We start from the raw sequence: 22727 nt of genomic DNA, 5'->3' as shown, positions 1-22727 counted from the left end.
TCTCGGACCGTGCGGCGTGCTCCATTCGTGACAGGCGGGCTCGACCGGTCGGGGACCGACCGGTCGGAGACCGACCCGGCCGGCTAACCGGGCGCCGACAGATCGCAAGTGACCCCGTAGTGGTCGCTGGCCTGGACGCCGTCGACCGGCCGGTCGAAAAGGCGCCGGCACGAGGCGATGGTGACGGGCGGGCCACGGTCGACGCAGCGGAGGAGGACATAGTCGATGCGGCGGTCGGCGATACGACGCCAGTGTGCGGCGACGAGCGGGTTCTCCGCGGCGAAGGTGGGTCCGGGTTCACCGGGATGGGCGAACTCCCAGGCGTCCTGGTAGGCGACGCTGGTGCCGGCGAGTGACTGGCGGCCGGTCCAGAACCGGATGCTCGCGGTCTCTGGCCGGGCGTCCATGTCGCCGGCGACGACGACCGGCAGCTGTCGCCGTCCGCCTACGAGCCGTTCGACGAAGGCCGCCGCGGCCGTCGCCTGGAGCTCGCGCTCGTGCTCGAGCTCGACCCGCCAGCTCGGCTTGTGGTTGACGAAGAGCAGCGGCCCGAGCGGCGTCTCGACCTCGACGGCCGCGCACTGCCCGACGAAGTCGGCGGGGTCGACCCGCTCGGTCACGTGCAGGTCCGTCTGGTGCACGTCGACAGGCGGCCAGCGGCTCACGATGCTGCACCCGACACCGTCGGCGGTGCGCCGCCCGTGGTGCACGACGGTGTACTCGGGGCCGAACAGCTCGGCGACCTGGTCGTCGCCGTCGGTGAGCACGGTCTCCTGCAGTGCCACCAGGTCGGGCGCGAGCTGGGCGAACCCGTCGCGCAGCACGGCCCGCCGGGCGGGCCAGTCGCCGTGGCGGGCCCAGATGTTCAGGGTCGCGACACGGACCCGGGCGGCGGGAGCGGGGGAGTCGTCCATCGGCCGGGCACGTACCCCGGCTCGGCCCGCGTCACTCCTCACCGCGTGGCAGCGGCCAGGAACGCCGGCGCCGTCCACGATGCACACCATCGGCGCGCCGTGGCGATCGGGGAGCGACCGCCACTGCCCTCGCGCCGGCTCGACGGCGTTGCGGCCTCGACGATCACACCCGCCACCGCTAGGGGATGTCTGACGGATCCTCGGCGGCGCGGAGGTAGCCGGCGTAGGCGGGGCACGCGTCGCAGCACGAGCGATCGCACAGCCGGCACACGCGCGCCAGCTCGGGCTCGTCGCCGACGGTGTCGGCGAGGAGCGTCGCGGCGATCTCGTCGAGGTGCCGGCGCTGCGCGGGGCTGAGCCGGTCGGTCAGTTCGTCGAGTGCCTGCTGGCGGACCCGCAGCACGCGCTCGGCGGTTTCGTGGCCCGGCGGCGTGAGGTGCAGGGCGTAGCTGCGGGCGTCGGCGCCGCGCCGCCGCTCGACCCAGCCGGCCGCGGCCAGCCGCTGGACCAGGTGCACCGCGCCGGGCTGGGACATCTGCAGCACCCGGCCGAGCCAGTCGACCGTCCGTCCCGGCTGGTCCTTGATCACGATCAGCGCGTCGGGCAGCGTGCCGCCGCCACCCGTCTCGCGGGTGACGCTGCTCCGGACCACGCCGGCCACGTGCAGGGCGAGGGCGCCGAGGACGTTTGCGGTTCCGGCCGGACGGTAATTCATAACTGATGAATGTATCGCATCGCGCGGTCGTGGTGGTGGTCGGGGCGAACCTGGCCCAGCTGCCGACGGCGATGCGCCCGCTGGTGATCGTGCTGCTCGGCCACCACAACACCGGCGACTACGCGGTGGCGGGCACAGCGGCCGCGGCGGGCTCGATCGGCATGGCGGTCACGGCGCCTCTGTGGGGGCGGCTGCTCGTGTCGCGGGGGCACCGCCTCGTGCTCTGCGCGACGACGGCGGCAGCGGCGGCGGCACAGCTCGCCCTGGCCGTCATGTCCCACACCACGGGATTCATCGCGCTGGCCGCCGTCGCCGGCCTGACCTCGCCGCCCGCGGTGAGCAGCGGGCGCGCGCTGTTGCCGGCCCTGGTGCCCGGGAGCGGGCTGAGCCGGGCGTACACCGGCAACGCGCTCGCGCAGGAGCTCACCTATGTGCTCGGCCCGCTGTGGGTGGTGTGGTGGTCGACGGCGGGCGGCCCGCCGGCGGCGCTGGTGGCGTGTGCGGCGCTGGGCGTGATCGCCGTCGCGGCGATGCTGGCGGCCGTCCCACGCGAGCAGGCGGCACCGTCAGCCGCTCTCGCGGGCCCGCCGACCGCATTGCGCCGGCCGGCCGTGCGGACCGTGAGCCTCGTGCACCTCTCGTACATGGCCGCCATCGGGGCGATGTGGGTGCTGCTGCCCGGCTTCGCCTCGACGGCCGGCGACGGCGCTGGCGCGCCGTGGCTGGTCACCGCCTGGTCGCTCGGCAGCCTCGCCGGCGGTGCCGCGATCGCCGTCCGCGGGCGCCGCCGCGGCCTGGCCGACGCCTACCTGCGGCGGCTCGCACTGCTGGCCGGGACGTCGGGGCTGCCGGCCCTGGCCGGCACGATGACGGAGATGGCGCTGGCCGTCCTCGTGTTCGGGATCGGCCTGTCGCCGTGGCTGGCCACCGCGGACGAGCTCACCGCCCGGGCGGCCACAGCCGCCGGCGCCGGTGAGGCCTATGGCTGGCAGATCGCGGCCGGTCAGGCGGGCAGCGCCGTGGGGTCGGCCGTCGCTGCCGCCGTGATCGCGGGGGAGCGGGTGGCCGGTCCGCCGTTCCTCCTGGTGACGGTGCCGCTGGGGATCGCCCTCGTGCTGGCGGTCACGCGTCGCCGCACGCTCGCGGCGGGCGGCTGATCGCGATCAGTCGGTCTTCTCGGCGGCCGCAGCGGCCAGGGCCGCGTCGACGTCGAGGGTGGTGACGGCGTCGATGACCTGCTCGAGCGCGGCGGCCGGCAGCGCGCCGGGCTGGGCGAACACGAGGTGGCCCTTCTTGAAGGCCATCAGGGTGGGGATGGACGTGATCTGCGCCCAGCCGGCCAGGTCGCGCTCGGCCTCGGTGTCGACCTTGCCGAAGACGATCTCAGGGTGCTCCTCCGCGGCCTTCTCGTAGACCGGGGCGAACATGCGACACGGGCCGCACCACGCGGCCCAGAAGTCGACCAGCACGATCTCGTTGTCCTCGACGGTCTGGGCGAACGTCTCGCTGGTCAGTGTGGTGGTGGTCATCGGTTCTCGCCCTTCCTCGGCTCGCCCTCTACAACACCGCCGGCGGGGCAGGTCTTCCCTGCCACCCTGATCTCGGCTCCCACCCGCGTCGCATAGGGTGGATCGATGACGTCGGTCAAACGGTTCCAGGTCACCTTCGACTGCGCCGATCCCGATCGCCTCGCCCGCTTCTGGTGCGAGGTGCTGGGGTACGTCGTCCCGGAAGGGACCGAGGGTCCGGCATCGGCCTGCGTCGACCCCACCGGGGTGGGCACGCGGCTGTACTTCCAACGCGTTCCCGAAGGCAAGGTCGTCAAGAACCGGGTGCATCTCGACGTGCGCGTCGGCACCGGGCTCGTGGGCGCGGAGCGGCTCGCCACCCTCGAGGCCGAGTGCACGCGACTGATCGCGCTCGGCGCGGTCCGCGAGCGGGTGCTCCCGGCCGACGAGGAGAACGAGTCCTGCATCGTCATGCAGGACATCGAGGGCAACGAGTTCTGCCTCGACTGAGCCCCGGCGGCCAGCCGCACACCCCTCAGGGCTGTGGCGACGTGCCTCGTCGGCGACTGCGCCGTTTGACGGTCGCACGGCTCGAGCGCGGGCCGGGGGATGGAAGGTGCCCGCGCGGGTAAGGGCGTCGACACGCCGATGCGCAGGGAGGTCGCGGTGATCGAAGTCACCCGGAACGTGCCGGTCGAGCCCGAACACGTCTTCGCCGTCCTCGCCGACGGCTGGTCGTTCGCGGGCTGGGTCGTCGGGGCGTCCCACATCCGCGCCGTCGACGAGGGCTGGCCCGAGGTGGGCACCCGGATCCACCACAGTGTCGGGCCGTGGCCGGCGGCGATCGAGGACGTCACCACGGTGACGGCGATGCGCCCGAACGCCGCCATCACGCTCGACGCGCGGCTCTGGCCGGTCGGTGCGGCGCGGGTCGAGATCACGCTGCGCCCGTCGCCCGGGGGCGGCACGCACGTCGTGATGGCCGAGGAGGTCGTCCGTGGTCTCGGCCGGCTGGCACCCGGTGCGCTGCAGGCGCTGCTGCTCAAACCGCGGAACGACGAGTCGCTCCGGCGGCTGGAGGCCATCGCGGTCGGGCGTGTCCGCCAGCCCCACCCGCCCGCCTCCGGCTGAGGCGCTGGTGCGACTGGTCATCACCGGTGCCAGCGGCAGCGTCGGAACCGCGCTGTTGCGCCGGCTCCGCGAGCGGCCGGGCCCCGACGACGTCCTCGGGGTCGCTCGCCGTGCGGTTCCCGCCGTGCCGCCGTACGACCTGGCCCGCTGGTTGCAGTGCGACGTGGGCCGGCCGGGCGCCGGCACCGAACTCGCCGGCGCGTTCGCCGGGGCCGACACGCTGGTCCACCTCGCCTGGGCGATCCAGCCGAGCACCAAGGACCCGCCTCGGCGCCGGACGAACGTCTTCGGCACCGAGAACGTGCTCCATGCGGCCGAACGGGCCGGCATCCGGCACGTGATCTGCGCTTCCTCTGTCGCGGCGTACCGGCCTGCGCCGCGCTGGTGCGTGGTCGGCGAGGCCTGGCCATCGGACGGCATTCCCGGCAGCGGGTACAGCAGAGACAAGGCCGACCTCGAATACCTCCTGGACCGCTTCGAGGAACGACACCCGGGGGTCACCGTCGCCCGTATCCGGCCGTGCGCCGTCGTCCAACGCGACGCGGCGACACAGATCGCCGGGTGGACCCTCAACGCCCACGTTCCGCGCGGACTGGTGGGCAGTCGATGGCTGCCGTTCCCGGTCTGGCCGGGCCTGCGCGCGCAAGTCGTCCACGCCGACGATGTGGCGGCGGCGTTGCGCCTGATCATCGACCAGCGCGCCGGCGGCGCCTTCAACCTCGCGGCGGAGCCGGTCCTCTCCTCGCGTCGTCTCGGCGCCATCCTCGGCGGCTTCGCGGTGCCGCTGCCGCGCACCCTGCTGGCGGCCCTGGCCTGGGCGGGCTGGCGCACCGGCCTGCAGCCGTCTCACCCGGGCTGGCTCACCATGTCCGATCGCGTGGCGCTGGTCTCGAGCCGCAAGGCTCGCGGCACGCTGGGCTGGCGGCCGCGCTACCACGCGGCAGACGCGCTGGCCGAGCTGGTCGCGGGGATCCGTGCCGAGGCGGCCGGGGCCAGCCCGCCGCTCGCGGGCCGCGACGCCGGCCGCGGCGGATGGGGGAGGCCGAGTCATCAGTCGCAGGCCGCGCGGCGCCTCGTCCCTCGAGGTGGCACAGAGACCGCGGGCGCCGCCGTCAGGGCACGATCAGCGCGCGGGACAGCGCGCTCAGGGTCCGGCGGGTGAGCCGTCCCTGCCCGAGCCCGAGGTCGACCAGGTCGTCGAACACGCTCTGGTCGCGGTCGGCCGCCGCGATCCCAGCGGTCAGCACGGCCGGCAGCACGGACAGCCGGGCCGCCGTCGCCGTGTGCCGCAGGTGCCGCCCGAGGAGCGCGCGGACCGCGCGACGGTGCCGCGCCCCCGCGGTCCCAGGACGATGCGCGGCGACGGCGGCAGCCGCGGCCCGTCCGGCCAGCGCACCTGAAGCGACCGCATAGTGCAGGCCCTCGCCGGTCATGGGGTTGATCAGGCCGGCGGCGTCGCCCGCCAGCAGCAGCCGGCCGCCGGGCTGGGCCCATCGCCACGACGACAGCGGCAGGTGATGCCCGCGCCAGTCGTCGCCGTCCTCAGCCCCGGGCAGCAGCTCGCCGAGCCGCTCCAGCAGCGTCGCCCGGGTCAGCCCGTCGGTCCCGAAGGCGCCGTAGCCGACATTGGCCAGGCCGTCGCCGCGGTCGAAGCACCAGGCGTAGGCCTGCGCGTGCCGCTGGTCGAAGGCGATGACCTGCTTGCCGGTCCACTGTGGCGGCGTCGCGACGTAGCCGCGCAGCGCGATGGCCCGGCGCGTGACGGCGGGCAGCCCGGCGGCGCGGCGGACGACGGAGTAGGCGCCGTCCGCACCCACCACCACGCGAGCCGAGAGCTCGTCGTCGACGACGACACCATCGCGCGAGACCCGGACGGAGCGCACGCGGCGCCGCTCCCACCGTGCTCCGGCGGCGACGGCGGCCTGCAGCAGCCGGTGGTCGAGGACGGTCCGCGGCACGACCCGGACCGGCCGCCGCATCGGGCGCGAGACACGACGTTCGCCGTGCGACAGCTCCAGCCGTCGCAGCGGCGCCCAGTCGTCCAGCAGGCCCGGGAGGCCGAGCACCGCCAGCACGTCCGTGACGTCCGGTGCGACGCCGTCGCCGCAGGCCTTGTCGCGTGGGAAATCGGCCCGGTCGAGCAGCAGGACACGCAGCCGCGGCGCCGCCGTCAGCGCACCGAGCGCGGTCGCCGATCCGGCCGGGCCGGCGCCCACGACGACGAGGTCCCAGGGATCACTCATGCGCATGCACTACCCACCTCCACGAGGCTCAGCTGCGCAGCACCAGCAGCACGACGTCGGCGAGCGCGATGGCCATGGCGGCCCGGAACGGCGTCGCGCCCCGACCGCGCAGCGCCGCCACCACGAGGACGCCGACGACGGCCAGGCCGGCCCAGGCCCACCACGGCGGCCGGCCGGGTCCCAGCACCACCAGCACCGACGCGACCGCGAGCACGACCACGGCCGTCACCCGGGCGCGCACGGGGCCGAGCCGGTGCGGCAGGCCGCGCACCCCGGTCGCGGCGTCGTCGTCGAGGTCCGGCAGCACGTTGACCAGGTGCGCGCCTACACCCAGCAGGGCGCCGGCGGCGATCATCCAGGCCGGCGGCCACTCCGGCGGGTCGAGGGCGAGGCTCACCACCGCGGGCAGCAGCCCGAACGCGAGCGCGTACGGCAGCCACGACAACGCCGTCCGCTTCAGCACCAGGTTGTAGGCGACACCGCAGCCGACCAGGGCCAGATGCACCAGCCCGGCCGCTGCCCCCAGCGCCAGCGACAACCCGACGCAGAGCACGACGGCGACGACCAGCGCGACCCGCACCGTCCGGGCCGCGACCCGGCCGGTGGCCAGCGGCTTGTCCGTGCGGCCGACGGCGCGGTCGCGGCCGGCGTCGATCAGGTCGTTGGACCAGCCGACGGTGAGCTGGCCGGCGAAGACCGCGGCCACCACGAGGGCGAGGGTCGCGGGGGAGTGGCCGAGCCGCAGCGCCAGCAGCCCGCCCAGTGCGGTCACCGCGGCCGTCGGCTCCGGGTGGCAGGCCCGTACCAAGCCGCCCGCCGCCGCTCTTCTCGTCATCGTTCGGAGTTTAGGGCCGCGGAATTCGTGTAATACGGGACCATGACCCGCATTCTCTCCGTTCACGGGGCCCTGCCGGACCACAAGTACGCGCAGGCGGACCTGACGGCTGAGTTCGCCCGCATGATCGCGCCGGCCGGCCGGTACGACCACGCGCTGCTGGAACGCTTCCATGCCAACGCCGGAGTGAGTACGCGGCACCTCGCCCTGCCGAAGGAGCGCTACGCCGATCTCGAGGACTTCGGCGCCGCCAACGACGCGTTCATCGAGGCCGCCGCCGAGCTGGGGGTCCGCGCTGTCACCGACGCGCTGGCCGCCGCCGGCCTGACGCCGGGCGACGTCGACCTGATCGTCTCGACCACCATCACCGGCATCGCCGTCCCGTCGCTCGACGCGCGGATCGCCGGGCGGATCGGGCTGCGCCCGGACGTGAAGCGCGTGCCGATCGTCGGCCTCGGCTGCGTGGCGGGCGCCGCAGGGATCGCCCGCGTGCACGACTACCTGCTCGGCCACCCCGGCGACGTCGCGGTGCTGCTGTCAGTGGAGCTGTGCTCGCTGACGGTGCAGAGGGGCGACGCGTCGATCCCGAACCTCGTCGCGAGCGGCCTCTTCGGCGACGGGGCGGCCGCCGTCGTCGCGGCCGGGTCCGCGCGTGCGAACGGACTGGATCCGTCGGCCGGCCGCGTGCGGCCCACGGTACTGGCGAGCCGGAGCCGGCTCTACCCGGACACCGAGCGGACCATGGGCTGGGACGTCGGCGCGACCGGCCTGCGCATCGTGCTGAGCGCCGACGTGCCCGACCTGGTGCGCACCCAGGTGGGCGACGACGTCGACGGCTTCCTGTCCGGACTCGGGCTGAGCCGGGCGGACGTCGGATGGTGGGTCTGCCATCCGGGCGGGCCGAAGGTGCTGGAGGCCATGCAGGACGCGCTGGGCGTGGGGCGCGACGCGCTGTCGCTGACGTGGGACTCGCTGGGCCGCATCGGCAACCTGTCGTCGGCGTCGGTGCTGCACGTGCTGGCCGACACCCTCGAGCTGCGACCGCCGGAGCCGGGGTCGTATGGGATCGTGCTGGCCATGGGTCCTGGTTTCTGTCTCGAACTCGTCCTGCTGCGGGCGTGAGCCGATGTCCGAGGTGCTGTTCACGGTGCTGGTCGGGCTGGTCGGCCTGGAACGACTGGCCGAGCTGGCGGTGTCGAAACGCAACGCGGCCTGGAGCTTCGACCGCGGCGGCGTCGAGTACGGCCGCGGGCACTACCCGTTCATGGTGGTCCTGCACACGGGGCTGCTGGTGGGCGCCGTCGCGGAGGTGTGGATCCGCCGGCCGGAGTTCGTGCCCGCGCTCGGCTGGACGATGCTGGCGCTCGTCGTGCTGTCGCAGGGGCTGCGCTGGTGGTGCATCGCGACCCTCGGGCACCAATGGAACACGCGGGTCATCGTCGTGCCGGGCCTCCCGCTCGTGCAGGCGGGGCCGTACCGGCTGCTGCGCCACCCCAACTACGTCGCCGTCGTGGTCGAGGGGTTCGCGCTGCCGCTGGTGCACTCGGCCTGGATCACCGCGGTCGTGTTCACCGTGCTCAACGCCGGGCTGCTCGCCGTCCGGCTCTCGGTGGAGAACTCCGCGCTGACGGCGCTCGAGGCCGAGCGGGCGCCGTGATCGACGTCGTCGTCGCCGGTGGCGGCCCGGCCGGGCTGACGGCGGCGTTGCACGCGGTGCGGCGCGGGCTCGAGGTCGTGCTGTACGAGCCGCGTCCCGGGCCGATCGACAAGGCCTGCGGCGAGGGGCTCATGCCCGGCGCCGTCCAGGCCCTCGCCGAGCTGGGCGTGCGCCCGGACGGGCGGGCGCTGCGCGGGATCCGGTACGTGTCGGGCCCCCGGTCCGTGGTGGCGGACTTCCGCGCCGGGCCCGGCCGCGGCGTCCGGCGGACGACGCTGCACGCCGCCCTGCGCCGAGCCGTCGACGACGCCGGCGTCATGGTCGTTCCGGCCGCCGTCCGCACCGTCGTCCAGCACCCGGACGCCGTCGAGGTCGACGGCGTCCGGGCCCGCTATCTCGTGGCGGCCGACGGTCTGCACTCGCCGATCCGCCGTCAGCTCGGCCTGGACGTGCCGGTCGCCGCGGCGCGCCGGTTCGGGCTGCGGCGGCACGTGCGGCTGGCGCCGTGGACCGACTACGTCGAGGTGCACTGGGCGCCGTCGGCCGAGGCGTACGTGACCCCGGTCGGGCCGGACCTGGTCGGTATCGCCGTCCTGACCAGGGCCAGGGCGTCGTTCGACGAGCACCTCGACGCGTTTCCCGCGCTGCGCTCGCGCATCGGCGAGAGGCCGCTGACGACGGTGCGCGGCGCCGGTCCGCTGCGGCAGCGCTCGCGCCGCCGGGTCGCCGGCCGGACGCTGCTGATCGGCGACGCCGCCGGCTACGTCGACGCGCTCACCGGCGAGGGGGTGGCGCTCGGCATGGCCCAGGCGCGCGCCGCCGTGGCCGCGATCGCGGCGGGGTCGCCGGCCCGGTACGACGCGGCGTGGCGGCGGCTGACCTGGCGGTACGAGCTGATGACCCGGGCCCTCGTCGGCGCAACGGCGACGGCTGCCGGCCGGCGGGCACTGGTGCCGCTCGCCGTCGCCCTGCCGCGAGTGTTCGGCGCGGCCGTCAACGTGCTGGCCCGGCCCGCCTGAGCCGCGCCTGTCGCCGTCTCACTCCTGTGAGGGGAGCCCGTGGCCTTCGACTACGACGCCGAGCTCCGGTATCTCGACCCGCCGTTCCGGGCCGCGCTCGGCATCCGGCGGACCGATCGGGTGCTCGACGTCGGGTGCGGGAGCGGCCGCACGACCCGCGACGCCGCCCGCCTGGCGGCCGGCGGCCGGGTCCTGGGCGTCGACGTCGCGCGGGGCCGGATCGAGGAGGCGCGCGAGCTCGCCGCCGCCGAGGGCCTGACCAACGTCGGCTTCGAGGTCGCCGACGCGCAGACGCATCCCTTCCCGGACGCGGCGTTCGACCTGGTCATGAGCCGGTTCGGGACGATGTTCTTCGACGATCCGGCGACGGCGTTCGCGCACCTCGCGCGGGCGACCCGGCCCGGCGGGCGCCTGGCGATGATCGTCTGGCAGGAGAGTGCCGCCAACGCCTGGGCGGGCCCGCTGATCGACGTCGTGCTCGACGGCGCCGCCCCGGCCGTCGGCGACGGCAGCGCCTTCTCGCTCGCCGGTCGCGACGCCACGCGCGCGCTGCTGGAGTCCGCCGGCTACGGCGAGGTCGAGTTCACTGACCTGTCGCGGCCGGTCTGGTACGGCGCCGGCGCCGGCGCGGCGTTCGAGGCCGTGCTGCAGCTGCGCGACCCGCGCGCGGCCCTCGCCCGGTTCACCGGGCCGGAGCTCGCCCGCGCCCGCGACCGGCTGCGCGCGCACCTCGCCGCCCACACCACGCCGGACGGCGTGCTGTTCGACGCCCGCGCCTGGATCGTCACCGCTCGTCGCTGAGCGACGCCCGGTGCGTGCAGAGCACCGCCGGCTGATCAGGCGGACTTGCGCCGGCCCTCGGGCAGCTTGCGGACGACGGTGGCGCGGTAGCGGAAGCTGTCCTGTTGCGCCTGCTCGTAGGAGAACTCGACGCGGTCGCCGGCGGCGAGCTCGCGGAAGCCGTCCATGGCGATCACGCTGAAGTGCACCCAGGCGTCGCAACCGTCAGGAATGTCCGGCGAACTGATGGCCCCCCAACCCTTGTCCGCCCGGAAGAACTTCACCGTTCCGATGGCCATGCCGACAGTTTTCCACGCGCGCGCCGCGGTTATGCCGCGCGTGCCGCTAAAGAGCCGTGAAGATTGGGTAGAGGACGGGTGCCGGGTGCGGACGAGCGACGAGGGGTGCGGGTGCCGAGGGACTTCACAGACGGCGAGGACCTGCCGGTTCTCGAGTCGTTCGACGACGTCGTGCGGGCGGTCGGCGAGCATCCCGGCCTGCTCGTCCGGTACTCCAAGGGGCCGGCGTCGGACGCGAAGGCGGGCCCGAGCCGCGACTACGAGGCCGGCGTCGACCTTCCGGGCTGGTCGGTCACGACCCTGGAGCCAGAGTCGTGGTGGCCGCGGCCGCCGGCCGACTGGGTCGCGCGGCGGCTGTGCAAGTACGACGAGCTCGACGAGCCCGGCCGGTTCGCGTGGCTGCTCACCGGCAGGGTCGTCGGCCAGGGTCCGGACCACGAGCCGCTGGTCACCGACATCGAGGCGGTGGCCCGCGTCGGCCGGTCCGCGCTGGCCGAGGCGAGGCGTCGATACGAGGAGCGCTTCGACGTCGGCCGGGGCTCGACCGGCTGACGGGGTCCTGGTCCCTCGCCGCTAGGTGGTCTCGCCGATGTTCGCCCGCAGCTGGCGCAGGATGCGGGCGAGCAGGCGCGAGACCTGCATCTGGGTGACCCCGATCTCCGCGCCGATCTCATGCTGCGTCCAGCCGAGGAAGAACCGCAGGTAGAGGATGTGCGCGTCGCGCCGGGGGAGCGCGCGGCACGCGGCGGTCAGCAGCACCATCGCCTCGGAGCGGTCGTAGCCCGCATCCGCGGCGCCCAGGGTGTCACCCAGGAGCGTTCCCGCCGCGTCGTCGGAATCGGCGGTCGTCGGCTGGTCGATCGACAGGGCGGTGTAGTGGTCGCCGGAGCGCTCCGCCTCGCGGACGTCCTCGACCGCGATGCCGAGGTGGCCGGCCAGGTCTTCCGCCGTCGGCGCGGAGCCGAACTGCTGGCTCAGCTCGTCCGAGGCCGACGTCATCGCCGCCCGCAGCTCCTGGATGCGCCGCGGCGGCCGGACCGCCCAGGCGTGGTCGCGGAAGTAGCGCTTGACCTCGCCGAGGATCGTGGGCACGGCGAAGGAGACGAAGTCGTGGCCGCGTTCGGGGTCGAACCGCTGAGCGGCGGCGACCAAGCCGAGGTAGGCGACCTGCCGCAGCTCGTCACTGTCGAGCCCGCGGCCGCCGTAGCGCCTGCTGATGGCGTCGGCGATGCCGAGGTTCTCGAGCACTGCCTGGTCGACGAGACGGCGTCGCTCCGGACCGGCGGCGTGTGCCGCGGCGCGGAGGAGGTCGGTGGTGCGCCGGTCGTGTCCGGCCCGGCCGTCCATGGTGGCGACGGGGGACTCGGCGACATCGGCGCGTTGCCGAGGGACGGAACGGGTCATGCTCACACCTCCGAGACTGACGAGGTGTGGCACGCTTCTGAACCACTGACGATTGGGGTGACCGGGACGTACCCGGCTGCAGTGTTCTCATCCCCTCTCATTTCCGGCCCGTTGTCAAGACGTGTCGATATGTGTCGATCCCTCAGGGTTGTCCGAACAGTTCACCGCGCCGACCCGGCGCGGTCACCTCTCCGCCCCGCAAGGGTCTTCGGCGCTGGCCAGGCTCGGGCATCCGAGCTGTTCCGACGAGCCCGCAGGAGTCCCACGCCGTGGCACTGGTCCCCGCCGGTCCCGCCGTGTCGCTGTCCTCGCCGCCCTGACGACTGCGCTGACGACAGCGCTGAGCGCCGCGTCGCGCAGGCCCGCCCGCCGGTGACGGCGACGTACGGGATGCCCGTACGGGTCACGGCGACGGTGACCCCGCCGGCGGCGACGGGTTTCGGTCACCTTCAGCACGGCGGACGGCGCGCAGTGCCGGGCGCTGCTGACCGGCGGGACGGCCGCCTGCGTGCTCGGCACCCTGCCTGCCGGCGCGCACGACGTCACCGCGGCCTACTCGGGCGATGCCGAGCACGGGGCATCGACGGCGACCGCCCGGGTCACCGTCCGGAAGGCGCCGGTGGACCTCACGGCCGCGGCGGCGTCCGAGGAGGTCGCCGCGGGTGAGCCGGCGGTGCTGACCGCGACCCTCGCGGAGACGGCGACGGGCGAGGTCTACTTCGCCTCGCGTGGCACCACCTCTGCGTCGCGACGGTCTCGGCCGGCACGGCGACCTGCGCGGCCGAGGGCCCGCGGGCCGGCCCCTACAGCGTCGTCGCGACCTACGGCGGCGATGCCAACCACGCCACGGACCAGGGCCGGTTCGTGTTCCGCGTGGCGCGCTAGACGTGCCGCGAGGCCGGCCGGTCGTCCCCCGGGTGTCAGTCCCGGGCCGGCGGCCGGCCGGCCTCGCCGGCGGCGACGATGAGTGATCACGTCCGCTCGTGGGGTATGGGCGCCGCGGCGCGTCCGGTTCAGCCCCCGTGCCGGAGGTCGCCGTTTCACCTCGGGCGAGCCGCATTCCCAGGGTGCGGCTCACCCGAGCCAGGTGCCCTTGCCGGGGTCGGCCCCGGTCGCACACTGCTTGACGACCGGGGCCTGGAGAGCGCGGCCACCTAGGATGACCGCGCGCCCTGCCGGTCACGTTCCCGCTCTCGGGCTCGGCATGCTTCCGCTGCCGCCCGACCGGTGGCGACGAGCGCGCCGTCGCGGCGGAATACGCGGACCGGCCACGTGTCGCCCGGTCCGTGCGGTGTGCGCGTTCCCCAGGGCTCAGCGGTCCGGTCGATGCGACCCATGTGCCGATCCTCCCCGGCCCCCGCCGCGCCATGCGCTCACCGTCCGCGCGAGGACCGTCGTCGCGAGGCCGGCGACGGCGAGGAGGCCGAGGGCGACGGAGATGCTGCTCACGTCCGCGACCGGCCCGATGATCAGCGGGCCGGTGAAGGACCCCAGGTAGCCGACGGTGGTGACGGCCGCGATCGCCGCCGGCGCCGGCATCCGCCCGGCGTCGGGCGCGGCGGCGAGGACGACGGGAGCCAGCGCGGCCACGCCGGTCCCGATGACGCCCCATCCGGCCAGGCTGAGGACGGCCGACGACGGCACCGCGGCGAGCGCCGTCCCCGCCACCACGACCAGCCCGGCCGCCTGGACCGTCCGGCGCGGGCCGTGCCGGTCGAGGACGCGGCCCGCGGCGAACCGGCCGATGGCGACCCCTACCGCGAAAACGGTGAACCCTGCGGCGGCGAGCGTCGCACCCGCGTCCTTGTCGGCCCGCAACTGGACGGCGCTCCACTGGTAGGCGGTGCCGTCGACGAGGAAGGCGCAGAAGGCGATCAGCCCGAGGACGGCGAGGCCGCGGTCCGGCCGGGCGAACCCGGTCCGCGCCGGTCCCGCCTCCTCGCGGACGAACCAGTGGACCGCGACCGCCACCAGGAGCAGCCCGCCGGCCGCCGTCACCGCGAAGTGCACCGTGACCGGCACGCCGGCGGCCACCGCCGTTCCCGCGAGGCCGCCCACGACCAGTCCCACCGACCCCCAGGCATGCAGCGACGACAGCAGGGGCCGGGCCAGCCGGCGCTCCAGGTCGACGCCCTGGACGTTCATCGCGACGTCGATGACGCTGTTGGCGAGCGCGAACACGGCGAGGGCCGCCACGAGCAGCGCGAGGCCCGGAGCGAGGCCCGTCCCCACCAGCCCGGCGGCGAAGACGGCGAAGGCGATCGCCGTCGCCCGGCGCGCGCCCAGCCGGGCGACGACGACGGCCCCGACGGGCAGTCCGGCGACGGCGCCTCCCTCGAGTCCCATCACGGCGATCCCGAGCTCGACCACCGACAGGTCCAGCCGCTCGCGGACGGCCGGGACCCGGGTCGACCAGGTGGCGGAGAGGATCGCCGTCAGGAAGAAGACGGCAGCGGTCGCCCGTCGGGCTCGGCCGGGGTCGCGCACCGCCATGGCCAGGTCGTACCCGAGAGATCCGCGCGCATCCGCGGAAGCGGGTTGATAACGAAGAGATAACGTGCTTCGGTGGAGAGGCGTGGTCAAGCAGTGCGCCACATCCTCCATGGGAGAAGAGGTGTCGGCCGTGACGCACGTTCGTTCAAGGCTCGACGAGCATCGTGACCATCACCAGCACCAGCACCAGCACCAGCACGCGGAGCGGGACCGTCTCGCTCTCGATCTGTTCCGCCGCGCGGCGGACGCCGACGGGACCGAGCGCCGTCAGCTCATCGCCGAGGTGGTCCTGCTCCACCTCGGGCTCGCCGAGGCGATCGCCCGGCGCTACTACGGCCGGAGCCTCGAGAACGACGACATCCTGCAGGTGGCCCACCTGGGCCTCGTGAACGCCGCCCGGCGGTTCGATCCCGAGCTCGGCCGCGACTTCGTCTCGTTCGCCGTCCCCACCATCGCGGGCGAGATCAAACGCCACTTCCGCGACCACGGCTGGGCGGTGCGGCCGCCGCGGCGGGTGCAGGAGCTGCAGTCGGCACTGTCGGCGGCGACGGCGGAGGTCACCCAGTCGAATGGCGCCACGCCGACGGCGGCGGACCTGGCCGGCCACCTGGGCGTCGAGGCCGCCGACGTCCGCGAGGCCCAGGCGTCGTACGAGTGCTTCACGGTCGCCTCCATCGACTACCGCGTCGACGACGGTGAGACCTCGCTGGCCGACACCATCGGCGACGACGACACCGCGTACGAGCGGTCCGAGGCCATGGTCGCGCTCGCGCCGGCCTGCCGGGAGCTGGGGGAGCGCGACCGGCGCATCCTGTACCTACGGTTCTTCCGCGGCTGGACCCAGGCGGAGATCGGCCGCGACCTCGGCGTCACCCAGATGCAGGTCTCGCGCCTGCTGGCCGGCATCCTGCGGCGGCTGCGTGCGAGGATCGGCGCGCTCGAGTCCGCCTGAGGAGACCCGGCCCCGACGAGCCGGCCTCGCGGCCGTCCTGCGTCGCCGTCGGCTCAGGCGGTCAGACGGTCCGGCGGCGGTGCAGGACGCAGAACTCGTTGCCCTCCGGGTCGGCGAGGACGGTGAATCCCTCGCTGCCGGTCTGCCCGACGTCGGCGCGGGTGGCCCCGAGCCCGAGCAGCCGCTCGACCTCCGCGTCCGCCGTCCCGGCCGTCGCGACGAGGTCGGGGTGGTTGCGGTTCTTGTCGCGTTTCGGCCCGCCGCTGGGCTGCAGCCAGACGCTCAGAGCGTTGGCGGGTGCGCCGGCCGGCGGCCGCAGATGGGCGCCGTCGCCGTCGTCGTCGGGGTCGATGTCGTAGCCCAGCGCCGCCGACCAGAAGCGCGCCATGAGGTCCACATCGCGAACGTCCAGCGTCCACTGAGAGAAGGTACTCGTCATCCGATCCTCCTCGGATCCATACTGTCGACGTGAGCGAGGGTGCGGTGCGTGGTGAGCTGGGTTCGGGCGAGTTCGCCGCGATCGCGGCGGCGCTGCATGACGCGCCCGATCCGGAGCAGACGCTCGAGCTGGTCGTCGAGTACGCGCGGCAGGCTGTCAGCTGCAGCGACGCCACGCTCGTGCTGCTGAGCGGCACCGGGCGGCTGGAGCCGGCCGTGGCCACGCAGGAGCGGGTGCGCGAACTCGAGCTGTTGCAGGTGAGCCTCGAGGACGGGCCGGCGGTGCAGGCCATGCAGCACCGGTCGGCCGTGCTCGTCGGCGACACCAAGGACGACTCCCGCTGGCCGCACTGGTCCGCCTCCGCCGCGGAGCGCGGACTGCGCAGCGTCGTGGCCGTCCGACTGGTCGCCGGCGAGGCGCCGTTCGGCGCGCTGAGCCTCTACGGCACCGAACCGGACACGTTCGACGAGGACGACGCCGCCGTCGCGGAGATCTTCGCGCGACACGCATCCGTCGCCATCGCGACCGCGCGCGACGAGGCCGGGCTGCGCCGCGCCATGGACGCCCACCACGCCGTCGGGCTGGCGCAGGGCGTCCTCATGGAGCGCTACGGCCTCGATGCCGACCGGGCGTTCGCCGTCCTCAGCCGACTGTCGCAGCGCAACCGGATCAAGCTACGCGAGGGGGCCGACCAGGTCATCGCGACCGCCCGCCAGTCGCCGGAGCCGTAGGTCCGTCAGCTCTTGCGCGCGGTGGCCTTGCCACCCTTGCTGCCGGCCTTCTTCTTCTGCGCGCTGGTGCCGCCCTGCGAGCTGTCGCCGCCGGAGCCGCTCTTCTTTCCGCCGCGCTTCGAAGCTCCGGGCGAGTTGGCGATGCGGGCCGCCCGCTCCTTCGACATGCCCTTGTCCTTGAGGGCCTCGTACTGCTTCTCGTTCTTCACGTTCGCCGACTTGCTGGGCATGACGACCTCCCATGATGTCGTTCCTGCGTCGCCCCGTACCCGTCCGCCGACGGCGCATGCGGCGGCGGCCGCCGGTAGGTGCGGGGCCGGGTCCGGACGGCGCCAGGGGAGTGTGGGAGCTGCCCTCCGACGAGCTCGCCCAGCGGGCACGCAACCTGGGCGTCGTCCTCGGTCTGCGCCGGTTCGCGTGAGCGTTACCGGAGGCGGCCGCCGGGTACGGGAAGCCGAGGCACAGGGAAGCTGACCGGAGGACACACATGGCTGAGACGGTGGCGGACCGGTTGTTGACGCGGATGCGCGAGTGGGGGGTCGAGCAGGTCTTCGGCTATCCCGGCGACGGCATCAACGGCATCGTGGCGGCGTTCGGCGAGGCCGGCGACCAGCCGCGGTTCGTTCAGGCACGGCACGAGGAGATGGCGGCCTTCCAGGCCGTCGGCTACGCGAAGTTCAGCGGGCGGCAGGGCGTCTGCCTCGCGACCTCCGGGCCGGGCGCGATCCACCTGCTCAACGGCCTCTACGACGCCAAGCTGGACCACGTGCCGGTGGTCGCGATCGTCGGGCAGACGGCGCGGGCCGCCATGGGCGGGCACTATCAGCAGGAGGTCGACCTCCAGGCGCTGTTCAAGGACGTCGCGAGCGAGTACCTGGCCGAGGTGAACGTTCCCGAGCAGCTGCCCAACGCCGTCGACCGCGCTTTCCGGACGGCGATGGCGCGGCGGGCGCCGACGGCACTGATCATTCCCGCGGACGTGCAGGAGCTCGAGTACAGCGCGCCGGAGCACGTGTTCCGGCAGGTGCCGTCCGGGCCGCCGGACACGCCGTCGTCCGTCGTCGTTCCGTCGAACGAGCAGCTGGAGGCGGCCGCGTCGGTGCTGAACGCGGGGTCGCGGGTCGCGATCCTGGTCGGCCAGGGCGCCCGCGGCGCCGCCGACGAGGTCATGCAGGTGGCCGAGACGACCGGCGCCGGCGTGGCGAAGGCGCTGCTCGGCAAGGACGTGCTGTCCGACGACCTGCCCTACGTCACCGGCTCGATCGGGCTGCTCGGCACCCGGGCCAGCTACGAGCTGATGCGCGACTGCGACACGCTGCTCATCGTCGGCTCGAGCTTCCCGTACACGCAGTTCCTGCCTGACTTCGGCCAGGCCCGGGCGGTGCAGATCGACCTCGACGGCCGGATGGCCGGCATGCGCTACCCGACGGAGGTCAACCTCGTCGGCGATGCGGGCGCGACGCTGCGGGCGCTGATCCCGCTGCTCCGGCCGGTGACGGACCGCTCGTGGCGGGCGTTGGTCGAGAGCGCCGTCGCCGACTGGTGGGAGACCGTCGAGCGGCAGGCGATGGTCGACGCCCAGCCGGTGAACCCGATGCGGATCGTGCACGAGCTGTCGCTGCGGATCCCCGACGACGCCATCGTCACCGCCGACTCCGGCTCGTCGACGAACTGGTACGCGCGGCTGCTGCGGATGCGCGGCGCGATGCGCGGGTCCTTGTCCGGGACGCTGGCGACCATGGGCGCGGGGGTGCCGTACGCGATCGGCGCCAAGTTCGCGCACCCCGACCGGCCGGTGGTCGCCCTCGTCGGCGACGGCGCCATGCAGATGAACGGCCTGGCCGAGCTGATGACGATCACCCGCTACCAGGACCGCTGGACCGACAAGCGACTCGTCGTGTGCGTGTTCCACAACAACGACCTCAACCAGGTGACGTGGGAGCTGCGGGCCATGGGCGGCGCGCCGAAGTTCGAGGAGTCGCAGACCCTGCCCGACATCGACTACGCGGCGGCGGCGCGCTGCTTCGGTGTCGGCGGGGTGAGCGTGTCGTCGCCGGACGAGCTGGGCGACGCCTGGGACCGGGCGCTGACGGCGGACGGCCCGGTGCTCCTGGACGTCCGCTGCGATCCCGAGGTGCCGCCGATCCCGCCGCACGCGACCTTCGAGCAGGTCAAGGAGACCACCGAGGCGCTGCTCAAAGGCGACCCGAACGCCTGGCGGGTGCTGGTGCAGGGCGTGAAGGCGAAGGCCCAGGAGTTCGTCCCCGGCCGCCACTGACGCCGTCGGCGCCCTCAGCGTCGTCGGCGTCGTCGGCGCCGTCACCCGACGTCGTCGAGGAGCTCGAGGACGGCGCGCTCGACGCGTTCGCGGTCCTCCTCGCCGACGAGGACCTCGTCGGTGCCCAGGCGCTCGAGCGTGCGCCGGATGGTGACGCCCTGTTCGAACGCCTCGATGACGGCCGGATCGACGTAGGCGGAGCGGCAGACGGCGGGGGTGTTGCCGAGGTACTCGGCGACCTCCTTGATCGCGCGCGCCTCGGCCCGGCGGCGGGCGGTCCGGCTCAACGCGGCGGGATCGTCCGTCCCGGTCGCCAGCGCGACCGCCGCCAGCACCGTCCCGTGCCAGGTGCGGAAGTCCTTCGCGCTGCTGTCGTCGCCGCAGATCTCGTGCAGGTACACGTTGACGTCGGCCGAGCGCACGTTGTGCCAGGAGCGGCCCTCGTAGTAGGCGAGCAGTGTCTGGTCCGGCTCGCGGCGGCGCACGAGCGCGCGGATGACGTCGACGACGTCGGTGGCGGCGACCGCCTGCACCCGTTCCTGCCCGGACTTCGCCGGGTACTCGAACACCACGCGGCCGCCGCGGGCGACGCTGACGTGCGAGCGCAGGACGGTCGTCAGCCCGTGCGAGCCGTTCTCCTGGGCGTACACCTCGCCGCCGATACGGAAGAACCCGATGTCGAGCAGCCGGGCCGCGGCGGCCAGCACCCGGCGCCGGTTCAGCCCGCGGGTCGCGAGGTCGTCGGCGACCCGGACGCGGGCCTTGGGCAGGGTCCGGCCGAACTCGCGGACGCGGGCGAACTTCTCGCGATCGCGTTGCACCCGCCAGGCCTCGTGGTACAGGTACTGCCGCCGCCCGGCGTCGTCGGTGCCGACGGCCTGCAGGTGACCGTTCGGCCACGGGCAGATCCGCACGTCCTGCCACGCCGGCGGGATGACCAGCGCCTCGATACGCGCCAGCGTCTCCGCGTCGCGCAGCGCCTCGCCGTCGACGTCCAGGTAACCGAAGCCTCGACCGCGCCGCCGCCGCTGGATCGCGGTACTGGCCGGGTCCCACCGTCGAAGTCGCACACCCCACCCCCTTCGCGCCCGTCAGTACCCACAGGGCGCGTCCGCCACACACGGCCGAATACCCGCGCGAACGCCGGGTACGGGCGGAGGGACCGAGCAGAAGCGACCCGAGAGGAGGCGTCGATGAGCACCGCCACGAAGTCCGTCGACGTGCACGTCCCGATCACGACCGCGTACAACCAGTGGACGCAGTTCGAGGAGTTCCCGAAGTTCATGGACGACGTCGAGTCCGTCCATCAGCTCGACGACCGGCACCTGCACTGGAAGATCAAGATCGCAGGCGTGGAACGGGAGTTCGACGCCGAGATCACCGAGCAGCACCCCGACGAGCGCATCGCCTGGCGCTCCACCGGCGGGGTCGACCAGGCCGGCGTGGTGACGTTCCACAAGCTGGACGCCGAGAACACGCGGGTGACGCTGCAGTTGGACATGGAGCCCGAGGGGATGCTCGAGAAGGCGGGCGAGAAGGCCGGCATGGTGTCCTCGGCGGCCGAGCGCGACATGGAGAACTTCAAGCAGTTCATCGAGTCGCGCGGCCTCGAGTCCGGGGCCTGGCGCGGCGACGTCCCCCGCGAGGGCTGAGCCCGGCGGGGCAGACGTTCAGGCGGCCGCCCGCTCGCTGCGATAGCGGCCGGGCGGGCGGCCGTACTCACGCTTGAACGCGGCAGCGAACGCGAACTCCGACGTGTAGCCGACCCGGCGGGCGACGGCACCGACGGGAAGGTCGGTGTCGAGCAGCAGCCGGGTCGCCGTCGTCATGCGCCACCAGGTCAGGTAGGCCAGCGGCGCCATGCCGACCAGTGTCGTGAACCGGCGAGCGAATGCGGCCCGCGACAGTCCGGCCTCGGCACCCAGCGACTCGACCGTCCACGCCCGCTCCGGCGCTGTGTGGATGGCGGCGAGCGCGGCCCCGACGACGTCGTCCTTCAGAGCCGCACCCCAGCCGCGCGACTCCGGGCGCGTGCAGTCCTCGCGGGTCAGCCAGGCCCGCAGGATGTAGTGGAACAGCACGTCGAGCAGCGCGGGCACGATGGCGTCGGAACCCGGCTCGGGAGCGTCGACCTCGCGGCCGAGCAGCTCGACGGCGGTGTGCAGCGCCGGGTAGCGGCCCAGCCGGTTCGGCAGGTGCACGACGTCGGGAAGCTCGGCGAACATCGGGTGCGGCCGCTCGCGGTCGACGAGATACTGCCCGCAGACGGCGACCACCTCCGGCTCGGCTCCGGTAGCGGCTGTTCCGGCGACGACGGTGTGCGCGCCGGCCTCGGTCTGGCACGGCGCCGCGAGCGGGGTCTCGGACCGGTCGGCCAGGCCGTGTCCGGTGCCGTGCGGGAAGAGCACGACGTCGCCGGCGGCCAGGGCGATCGGCTCGCCGCCGGCCGGGAGCAGCCAGCACGACCCCTGCAGCACGACGTGGAAGGCGGCGCCGCGCACCGGCGGGTACCGCCAGCTCCACGTGCCGGCGGCCTGCAGCCGGAACGAGTGCGGCCGCCCGGTGCGCATGACGGCGACGACCTGGCTCAACGAGTCCACACCGTGAGCCTACGGCGGCCGTCTCGCCGAGGGCAGGGCCGCGAGACGATCGCGCAAAGCGGTGAGACGCGCGCCCATGGCAGCGGCCGGGCCGGCGTTCCTAGCGTCGAAGCATGACCCGCATCGCGATCATCATCGGCAGCACCCGCCCCGACCGCGTCGGCCCCGCCGTCGCCCAGTGGCTCCTCGACCTGGCGAAACAGCGCAGCGACGCCGAATACGAGCTCATCGACCTCGCCGACTTCGACCTCCCGCACCTCGACGAGCCAATGCCCGCGGCGACCGGGCAGTACACGCGTCCGCACACGCTACGGCTGGCTGCGACCGTCGCCGGGTTCGACGGCTTCGTCTTCGTCACGCCCGAGTACAACCGGTCCTACCCGGGCGTGCTGAAGACCGCCCTCGACCTCCTCTACGCCGAGTGGCATCACAAGGCGGCCGGGTTCGTCGGCTACGGGGCCGACGGCGGCGTCCGAGCGGTCGAGCACCTGCGCGGCGTCATGGGCATGCTGCGGATCGCCGATGTCCGGACCCAGGTGACGCTCTCGGTGTACGACGACTTCGCCGATTTCGTCCGGCCCACACCGCGCGAGCGGCACCTGACGGCCGCCGGCACGATGCTCGGCGAGGTCGTCGAGTGGGCCGACGCCCTCGCCTACGTCCGCAGCGCCGGCGCGGCCCGACTTTGATCACGGGCAACGGCTACGGGTGGGGCCGGGGCTCGAACGG

At 74.0% G+C, this 22727-nt stretch carries 28 protein-coding genes and 1 pseudogene; 16 read left to right on the top strand and 13 right to left on the bottom strand.

The window, feature by feature from the left end:
* Positions 1-83: 83 nt before the first annotated feature.
* Positions 84-914, bottom strand: a complete 831-nt coding sequence (locus E1212_RS07505; protein WP_162605371.1) for an endonuclease/exonuclease/phosphatase family protein — start codon at positions 912-914, stop codon at positions 84-86.
* A 178-nt stretch (positions 915-1092) separates the two neighbouring features.
* Positions 1093-1629: a MarR family winged helix-turn-helix transcriptional regulator gene (locus E1212_RS07500; protein ID WP_131980907.1), complete on the bottom strand. Its 537-nt coding sequence runs from the start codon at positions 1627-1629 to the stop codon at positions 1093-1095.
* Positions 1630-1634: 5 nt separating this feature from the next.
* Between E1212_RS07500 and E1212_RS07495 the strand changes: the two genes are divergently transcribed.
* Positions 1635-2786, top strand: coding sequence for an MFS transporter (locus E1212_RS07495; RefSeq protein WP_131980905.1), 1152 nt, complete (start codon positions 1635-1637; stop codon positions 2784-2786).
* A 6-nt stretch (positions 2787-2792) separates the two neighbouring features.
* Here E1212_RS07495 and trxA read toward each other — a convergent pair whose 3' ends face one another.
* Entirely contained in the window at positions 2793-3158 is a 366-nt protein-coding gene (trxA, locus tag E1212_RS07490; protein ID WP_131980903.1) for a thioredoxin, read from the bottom strand.
* Between the two features lie 105 nt (positions 3159-3263).
* Here trxA and E1212_RS07485 point away from each other — a divergent pair, with 105 nt between their 5' ends.
* The 3 genes from E1212_RS07485 to E1212_RS07475 all read left to right on the top strand — a co-directional run bounded on the left by E1212_RS07485 (position 3264) and on the right by E1212_RS07475 (position 5430).
* Positions 3264-3647 (top strand): VOC family protein, encoded by a 384-nt coding sequence (locus E1212_RS07485; RefSeq protein WP_131980901.1) that lies wholly within the window; start codon positions 3264-3266, stop codon positions 3645-3647.
* 156 nt (positions 3648-3803) lie between these two features.
* Positions 3804-4268 (top strand): SRPBCC family protein, encoded by a 465-nt coding sequence (locus E1212_RS07480; RefSeq protein WP_131980899.1) that lies wholly within the window; start codon positions 3804-3806, stop codon positions 4266-4268.
* A 7-nt stretch (positions 4269-4275) separates the two neighbouring features.
* Positions 4276-5430, top strand: a complete 1155-nt coding sequence (locus tag E1212_RS07475; RefSeq protein ID WP_203416563.1) for an NAD-dependent epimerase/dehydratase family protein — start codon at positions 4276-4278, stop codon at positions 5428-5430.
* Here E1212_RS07475 and E1212_RS07470 read toward each other — a convergent pair.
* Together E1212_RS07470 and E1212_RS07465 are read right to left on the bottom strand one after the other, a co-directional pair.
* The gene (locus E1212_RS07470) at positions 5381-6511 is read right to left on the bottom strand and encodes a geranylgeranyl reductase family protein (RefSeq protein ID WP_203416561.1); all 1131 of its coding nucleotides are present in this window, start codon (positions 6509-6511) and stop codon (positions 5381-5383) included. The two genes, E1212_RS07475 and E1212_RS07470, sit on opposite strands and share 50 nt — an antisense overlap.
* A gap of 28 nt (positions 6512-6539) precedes the next feature.
* The gene (locus E1212_RS07465) at positions 6540-7346 is read right to left on the bottom strand and encodes a UbiA family prenyltransferase (RefSeq protein WP_131980897.1); all 807 of its coding nucleotides are present in this window, start codon (positions 7344-7346) and stop codon (positions 6540-6542) included.
* Between the two features lie 42 nt (positions 7347-7388).
* Here E1212_RS07465 and E1212_RS07460 point away from each other — a divergent pair, with 42 nt between their 5' ends.
* Genes E1212_RS07460 through E1212_RS07445 form a run of 4 tightly spaced genes read left to right on the top strand, consistent with a single transcriptional unit; the run spans position 7389 to position 10823 of the window.
* On the top strand, positions 7389-8468 hold the full coding sequence (locus E1212_RS07460; protein WP_131980895.1) for a type III polyketide synthase: 1080 nt from the start codon (positions 7389-7391) through the stop codon (positions 8466-8468).
* Positions 8469-8472: 4 nt separating this feature from the next.
* Complete coding sequence (locus E1212_RS07455) at positions 8473-9003, top strand: isoprenylcysteine carboxyl methyltransferase family protein (RefSeq protein WP_131980893.1); 531 nt, start codon at positions 8473-8475, stop codon at positions 9001-9003.
* A complete protein-coding gene (locus tag E1212_RS07450; RefSeq protein WP_131980891.1) occupies positions 9000-10022 on the top strand; it encodes an NAD(P)/FAD-dependent oxidoreductase in 1023 nt (340 codons plus the stop codon). Before E1212_RS07455 ends, E1212_RS07450 begins: the two co-directional genes overlap by 4 nt.
* Before the next feature lie 39 nt (positions 10023-10061).
* Positions 10062-10823 (top strand): class I SAM-dependent methyltransferase, encoded by a 762-nt coding sequence (locus E1212_RS07445; protein ID WP_131980889.1) that lies wholly within the window; start codon positions 10062-10064, stop codon positions 10821-10823.
* Between the two features lie 35 nt (positions 10824-10858).
* Here the strand turns inward: E1212_RS07445 and E1212_RS07440 are convergent, their stop codons facing one another.
* Positions 10859-11101 (bottom strand): cold-shock protein, encoded by a 243-nt coding sequence (locus E1212_RS07440; RefSeq protein WP_131980887.1) that lies wholly within the window; start codon positions 11099-11101, stop codon positions 10859-10861.
* A gap of 111 nt (positions 11102-11212) precedes the next feature.
* Between E1212_RS07440 and E1212_RS07435 the strand changes: the two genes are divergently transcribed.
* Positions 11213-11653: a DUF6098 family protein gene (locus E1212_RS07435; RefSeq protein WP_203416559.1), complete on the top strand. Its 441-nt coding sequence runs from the start codon at positions 11213-11215 to the stop codon at positions 11651-11653.
* A gap of 21 nt (positions 11654-11674) precedes the next feature.
* On the opposite strand, the gene E1212_RS07430 is transcribed toward E1212_RS07435, so the two are convergent.
* Positions 11675-12505, bottom strand: a complete 831-nt coding sequence (locus E1212_RS07430) for a sigma-70 family RNA polymerase sigma factor (RefSeq protein WP_131980883.1) — start codon at positions 12503-12505, stop codon at positions 11675-11677.
* A gap of 451 nt (positions 12506-12956) precedes the next feature.
* On the opposite strand from E1212_RS07430, the pseudogene E1212_RS31035 reads away from it, so the two are divergent.
* A pseudogene (locus E1212_RS31035) lies at positions 12957-13472 on the top strand (Ig-like domain repeat protein); the annotation flags it as partial.
* A 344-nt stretch (positions 13473-13816) separates the two neighbouring features.
* On the opposite strand, the gene E1212_RS07420 reads toward E1212_RS31035, so the two are convergent.
* A complete protein-coding gene (locus E1212_RS07420; protein ID WP_131980881.1) occupies positions 13817-14998 on the bottom strand; it encodes an MFS transporter in 1182 nt (393 codons plus the stop codon).
* Positions 14999-15143: 145 nt separating this feature from the next.
* On the bottom strand, positions 15144-15296 hold the full coding sequence (locus tag E1212_RS29320) for a hypothetical protein (RefSeq protein ID WP_162605370.1): 153 nt from the start codon (positions 15294-15296) through the stop codon (positions 15144-15146).
* On the opposite strand from E1212_RS29320, the gene E1212_RS07415 reads away from it, so the two are divergent.
* A complete protein-coding gene (locus E1212_RS07415) occupies positions 15282-15950 on the top strand; it encodes a sigma-70 family RNA polymerase sigma factor (RefSeq protein WP_162605369.1) in 669 nt (222 codons plus the stop codon). The two genes, E1212_RS29320 and E1212_RS07415, sit on opposite strands and share 15 nt — an antisense overlap.
* 61 nt (positions 15951-16011) lie before the next feature.
* Here the strand turns inward: E1212_RS07415 and E1212_RS07410 are convergent, their stop codons facing one another.
* Positions 16012-16389, bottom strand: coding sequence for a VOC family protein (locus E1212_RS07410; RefSeq protein ID WP_131980877.1), 378 nt, complete (start codon positions 16387-16389; stop codon positions 16012-16014).
* Positions 16390-16418: 29 nt separating this feature from the next.
* Here E1212_RS07410 and E1212_RS07405 point away from each other — a divergent pair, with 29 nt between their 5' ends.
* Complete coding sequence (locus tag E1212_RS07405) at positions 16419-17120, top strand: GAF and ANTAR domain-containing protein (RefSeq protein WP_131980875.1); 702 nt, start codon at positions 16419-16421, stop codon at positions 17118-17120.
* 5 nt (positions 17121-17125) lie between these two features.
* Here the strand turns inward: E1212_RS07405 and E1212_RS07400 are convergent, their stop codons facing one another.
* Positions 17126-17350 (bottom strand): DUF7218 family protein, encoded by a 225-nt coding sequence (locus tag E1212_RS07400; RefSeq protein ID WP_131980873.1) that lies wholly within the window; start codon positions 17348-17350, stop codon positions 17126-17128.
* An 11-nt stretch (positions 17351-17361) separates the two neighbouring features.
* Between E1212_RS07400 and E1212_RS07395 the strand changes: the two genes are divergently transcribed.
* The gene (locus E1212_RS07395; protein ID WP_131980871.1) at positions 17362-17541 is read left to right on the top strand and encodes a hypothetical protein; all 180 of its coding nucleotides are present in this window, start codon (positions 17362-17364) and stop codon (positions 17539-17541) included.
* A gap of 66 nt (positions 17542-17607) precedes the next feature.
* The gene (locus tag E1212_RS07390; RefSeq protein ID WP_131980869.1) at positions 17608-19398 is read left to right on the top strand and encodes a thiamine pyrophosphate-requiring protein; all 1791 of its coding nucleotides are present in this window, start codon (positions 17608-17610) and stop codon (positions 19396-19398) included.
* Positions 19399-19439: 41 nt separating this feature from the next.
* Here E1212_RS07390 and E1212_RS07385 read toward each other — a convergent pair whose 3' ends face one another.
* On the bottom strand, positions 19440-20468 hold the full coding sequence (locus E1212_RS07385) for a DNA topoisomerase IB (protein WP_131980867.1): 1029 nt from the start codon (positions 20466-20468) through the stop codon (positions 19440-19442).
* 123 nt (positions 20469-20591) lie between these two features.
* Here E1212_RS07385 and E1212_RS07380 point away from each other — a divergent pair, with 123 nt between their 5' ends.
* Positions 20592-21050 carry an SRPBCC family protein gene (locus tag E1212_RS07380; RefSeq protein WP_131980865.1) on the top strand — a complete coding sequence of 153 codons (459 nt, stop codon included), beginning with the start codon at positions 20592-20594 and terminating at the stop codon, positions 21048-21050.
* 18 nt (positions 21051-21068) lie between these two features.
* Here the strand turns inward: E1212_RS07380 and E1212_RS07375 are convergent, their stop codons facing one another.
* A complete protein-coding gene (locus tag E1212_RS07375) occupies positions 21069-21998 on the bottom strand; it encodes an AraC family transcriptional regulator (RefSeq protein WP_131980863.1) in 930 nt (309 codons plus the stop codon).
* A 113-nt stretch (positions 21999-22111) separates the two neighbouring features.
* Between E1212_RS07375 and E1212_RS07370 the strand changes: the two genes are divergently transcribed.
* Positions 22112-22687 carry an NADPH-dependent FMN reductase gene (locus E1212_RS07370; RefSeq protein WP_131980861.1) on the top strand — a complete coding sequence of 192 codons (576 nt, stop codon included), beginning with the start codon at positions 22112-22114 and terminating at the stop codon, positions 22685-22687.
* The last annotated feature ends 40 nt before the right edge of the window (positions 22688-22727 follow it).

This window comes from Jiangella ureilytica (genome assembly GCF_004348545.1).
Lineage (GTDB): Bacteria > Actinomycetota > Actinomycetes > Jiangellales > Jiangellaceae > Jiangella > Jiangella ureilytica.
Note: the sequence above shows the minus strand (reverse complement) of the source record. Positions and strands in the feature narration are given on the sequence as shown.

Excerpts from the sequence above, each read along its gene's own strand:
- E1212_RS07395 (WP_131980871.1), top strand. The coding sequence starts at position 17,362 with ATGATGTCGTTCCTGCGTCGCCCCGTACCCGTCCGCCGACGGCGCATG.
- E1212_RS07505 (WP_162605371.1), bottom strand. The coding sequence starts at position 914 with ATGGACGACTCCCCCGCTCCCGCCGCCCGGGTCCGTGTCGCGACCCTG.
- E1212_RS07430 (WP_131980883.1), bottom strand. The coding sequence starts at position 12,505 with ATGACCCGTTCCGTCCCTCGGCAACGCGCCGATGTCGCCGAGTCCCCC.
- E1212_RS07440 (WP_131980887.1), bottom strand. The coding sequence starts at position 11,101 with ATGGCCATCGGAACGGTGAAGTTCTTCCGGGCGGACAAGGGTTGGGGG.
- E1212_RS07500 (WP_131980907.1), bottom strand. The coding sequence starts at position 1,629 with ATGAATTACCGTCCGGCCGGAACCGCAAACGTCCTCGGCGCCCTCGCC.
- E1212_RS07495 (WP_131980905.1), top strand. The coding sequence starts at position 1,635 with ATGAATGTATCGCATCGCGCGGTCGTGGTGGTGGTCGGGGCGAACCTG.
- E1212_RS07400 (WP_131980873.1), bottom strand. The coding sequence starts at position 17,350 with ATGCCCAGCAAGTCGGCGAACGTGAAGAACGAGAAGCAGTACGAGGCC.
- E1212_RS07420 (WP_131980881.1), bottom strand. The coding sequence starts at position 14,998 with ATGGCGGTGCGCGACCCCGGCCGAGCCCGACGGGCGACCGCTGCCGTC.
- E1212_RS07465 (WP_131980897.1), bottom strand. The coding sequence starts at position 7,346 with ATGACGAGAAGAGCGGCGGCGGGCGGCTTGGTACGGGCCTGCCACCCG.
- E1212_RS07380 (WP_131980865.1), top strand. The coding sequence starts at position 20,592 with ATGAGCACCGCCACGAAGTCCGTCGACGTGCACGTCCCGATCACGACC.
- E1212_RS07470 (WP_203416561.1), bottom strand. The coding sequence starts at position 6,511 with ATGAGTGATCCCTGGGACCTCGTCGTCGTGGGCGCCGGCCCGGCCGGA.
- E1212_RS07410 (WP_131980877.1), bottom strand. The coding sequence starts at position 16,389 with ATGACGAGTACCTTCTCTCAGTGGACGCTGGACGTTCGCGATGTGGAC.
- E1212_RS07485 (WP_131980901.1), top strand. The coding sequence starts at position 3,264 with ATGACGTCGGTCAAACGGTTCCAGGTCACCTTCGACTGCGCCGATCCC.
- E1212_RS07455 (WP_131980893.1), top strand. The coding sequence starts at position 8,473 with ATGTCCGAGGTGCTGTTCACGGTGCTGGTCGGGCTGGTCGGCCTGGAA.
- E1212_RS07460 (WP_131980895.1), top strand. The coding sequence starts at position 7,389 with ATGACCCGCATTCTCTCCGTTCACGGGGCCCTGCCGGACCACAAGTAC.
- E1212_RS07370 (WP_131980861.1), top strand. The coding sequence starts at position 22,112 with ATGACCCGCATCGCGATCATCATCGGCAGCACCCGCCCCGACCGCGTC.
- E1212_RS07390 (WP_131980869.1), top strand. The coding sequence starts at position 17,608 with ATGGCTGAGACGGTGGCGGACCGGTTGTTGACGCGGATGCGCGAGTGG.
- trxA (WP_131980903.1), bottom strand. The coding sequence starts at position 3,158 with ATGACCACCACCACACTGACCAGCGAGACGTTCGCCCAGACCGTCGAG.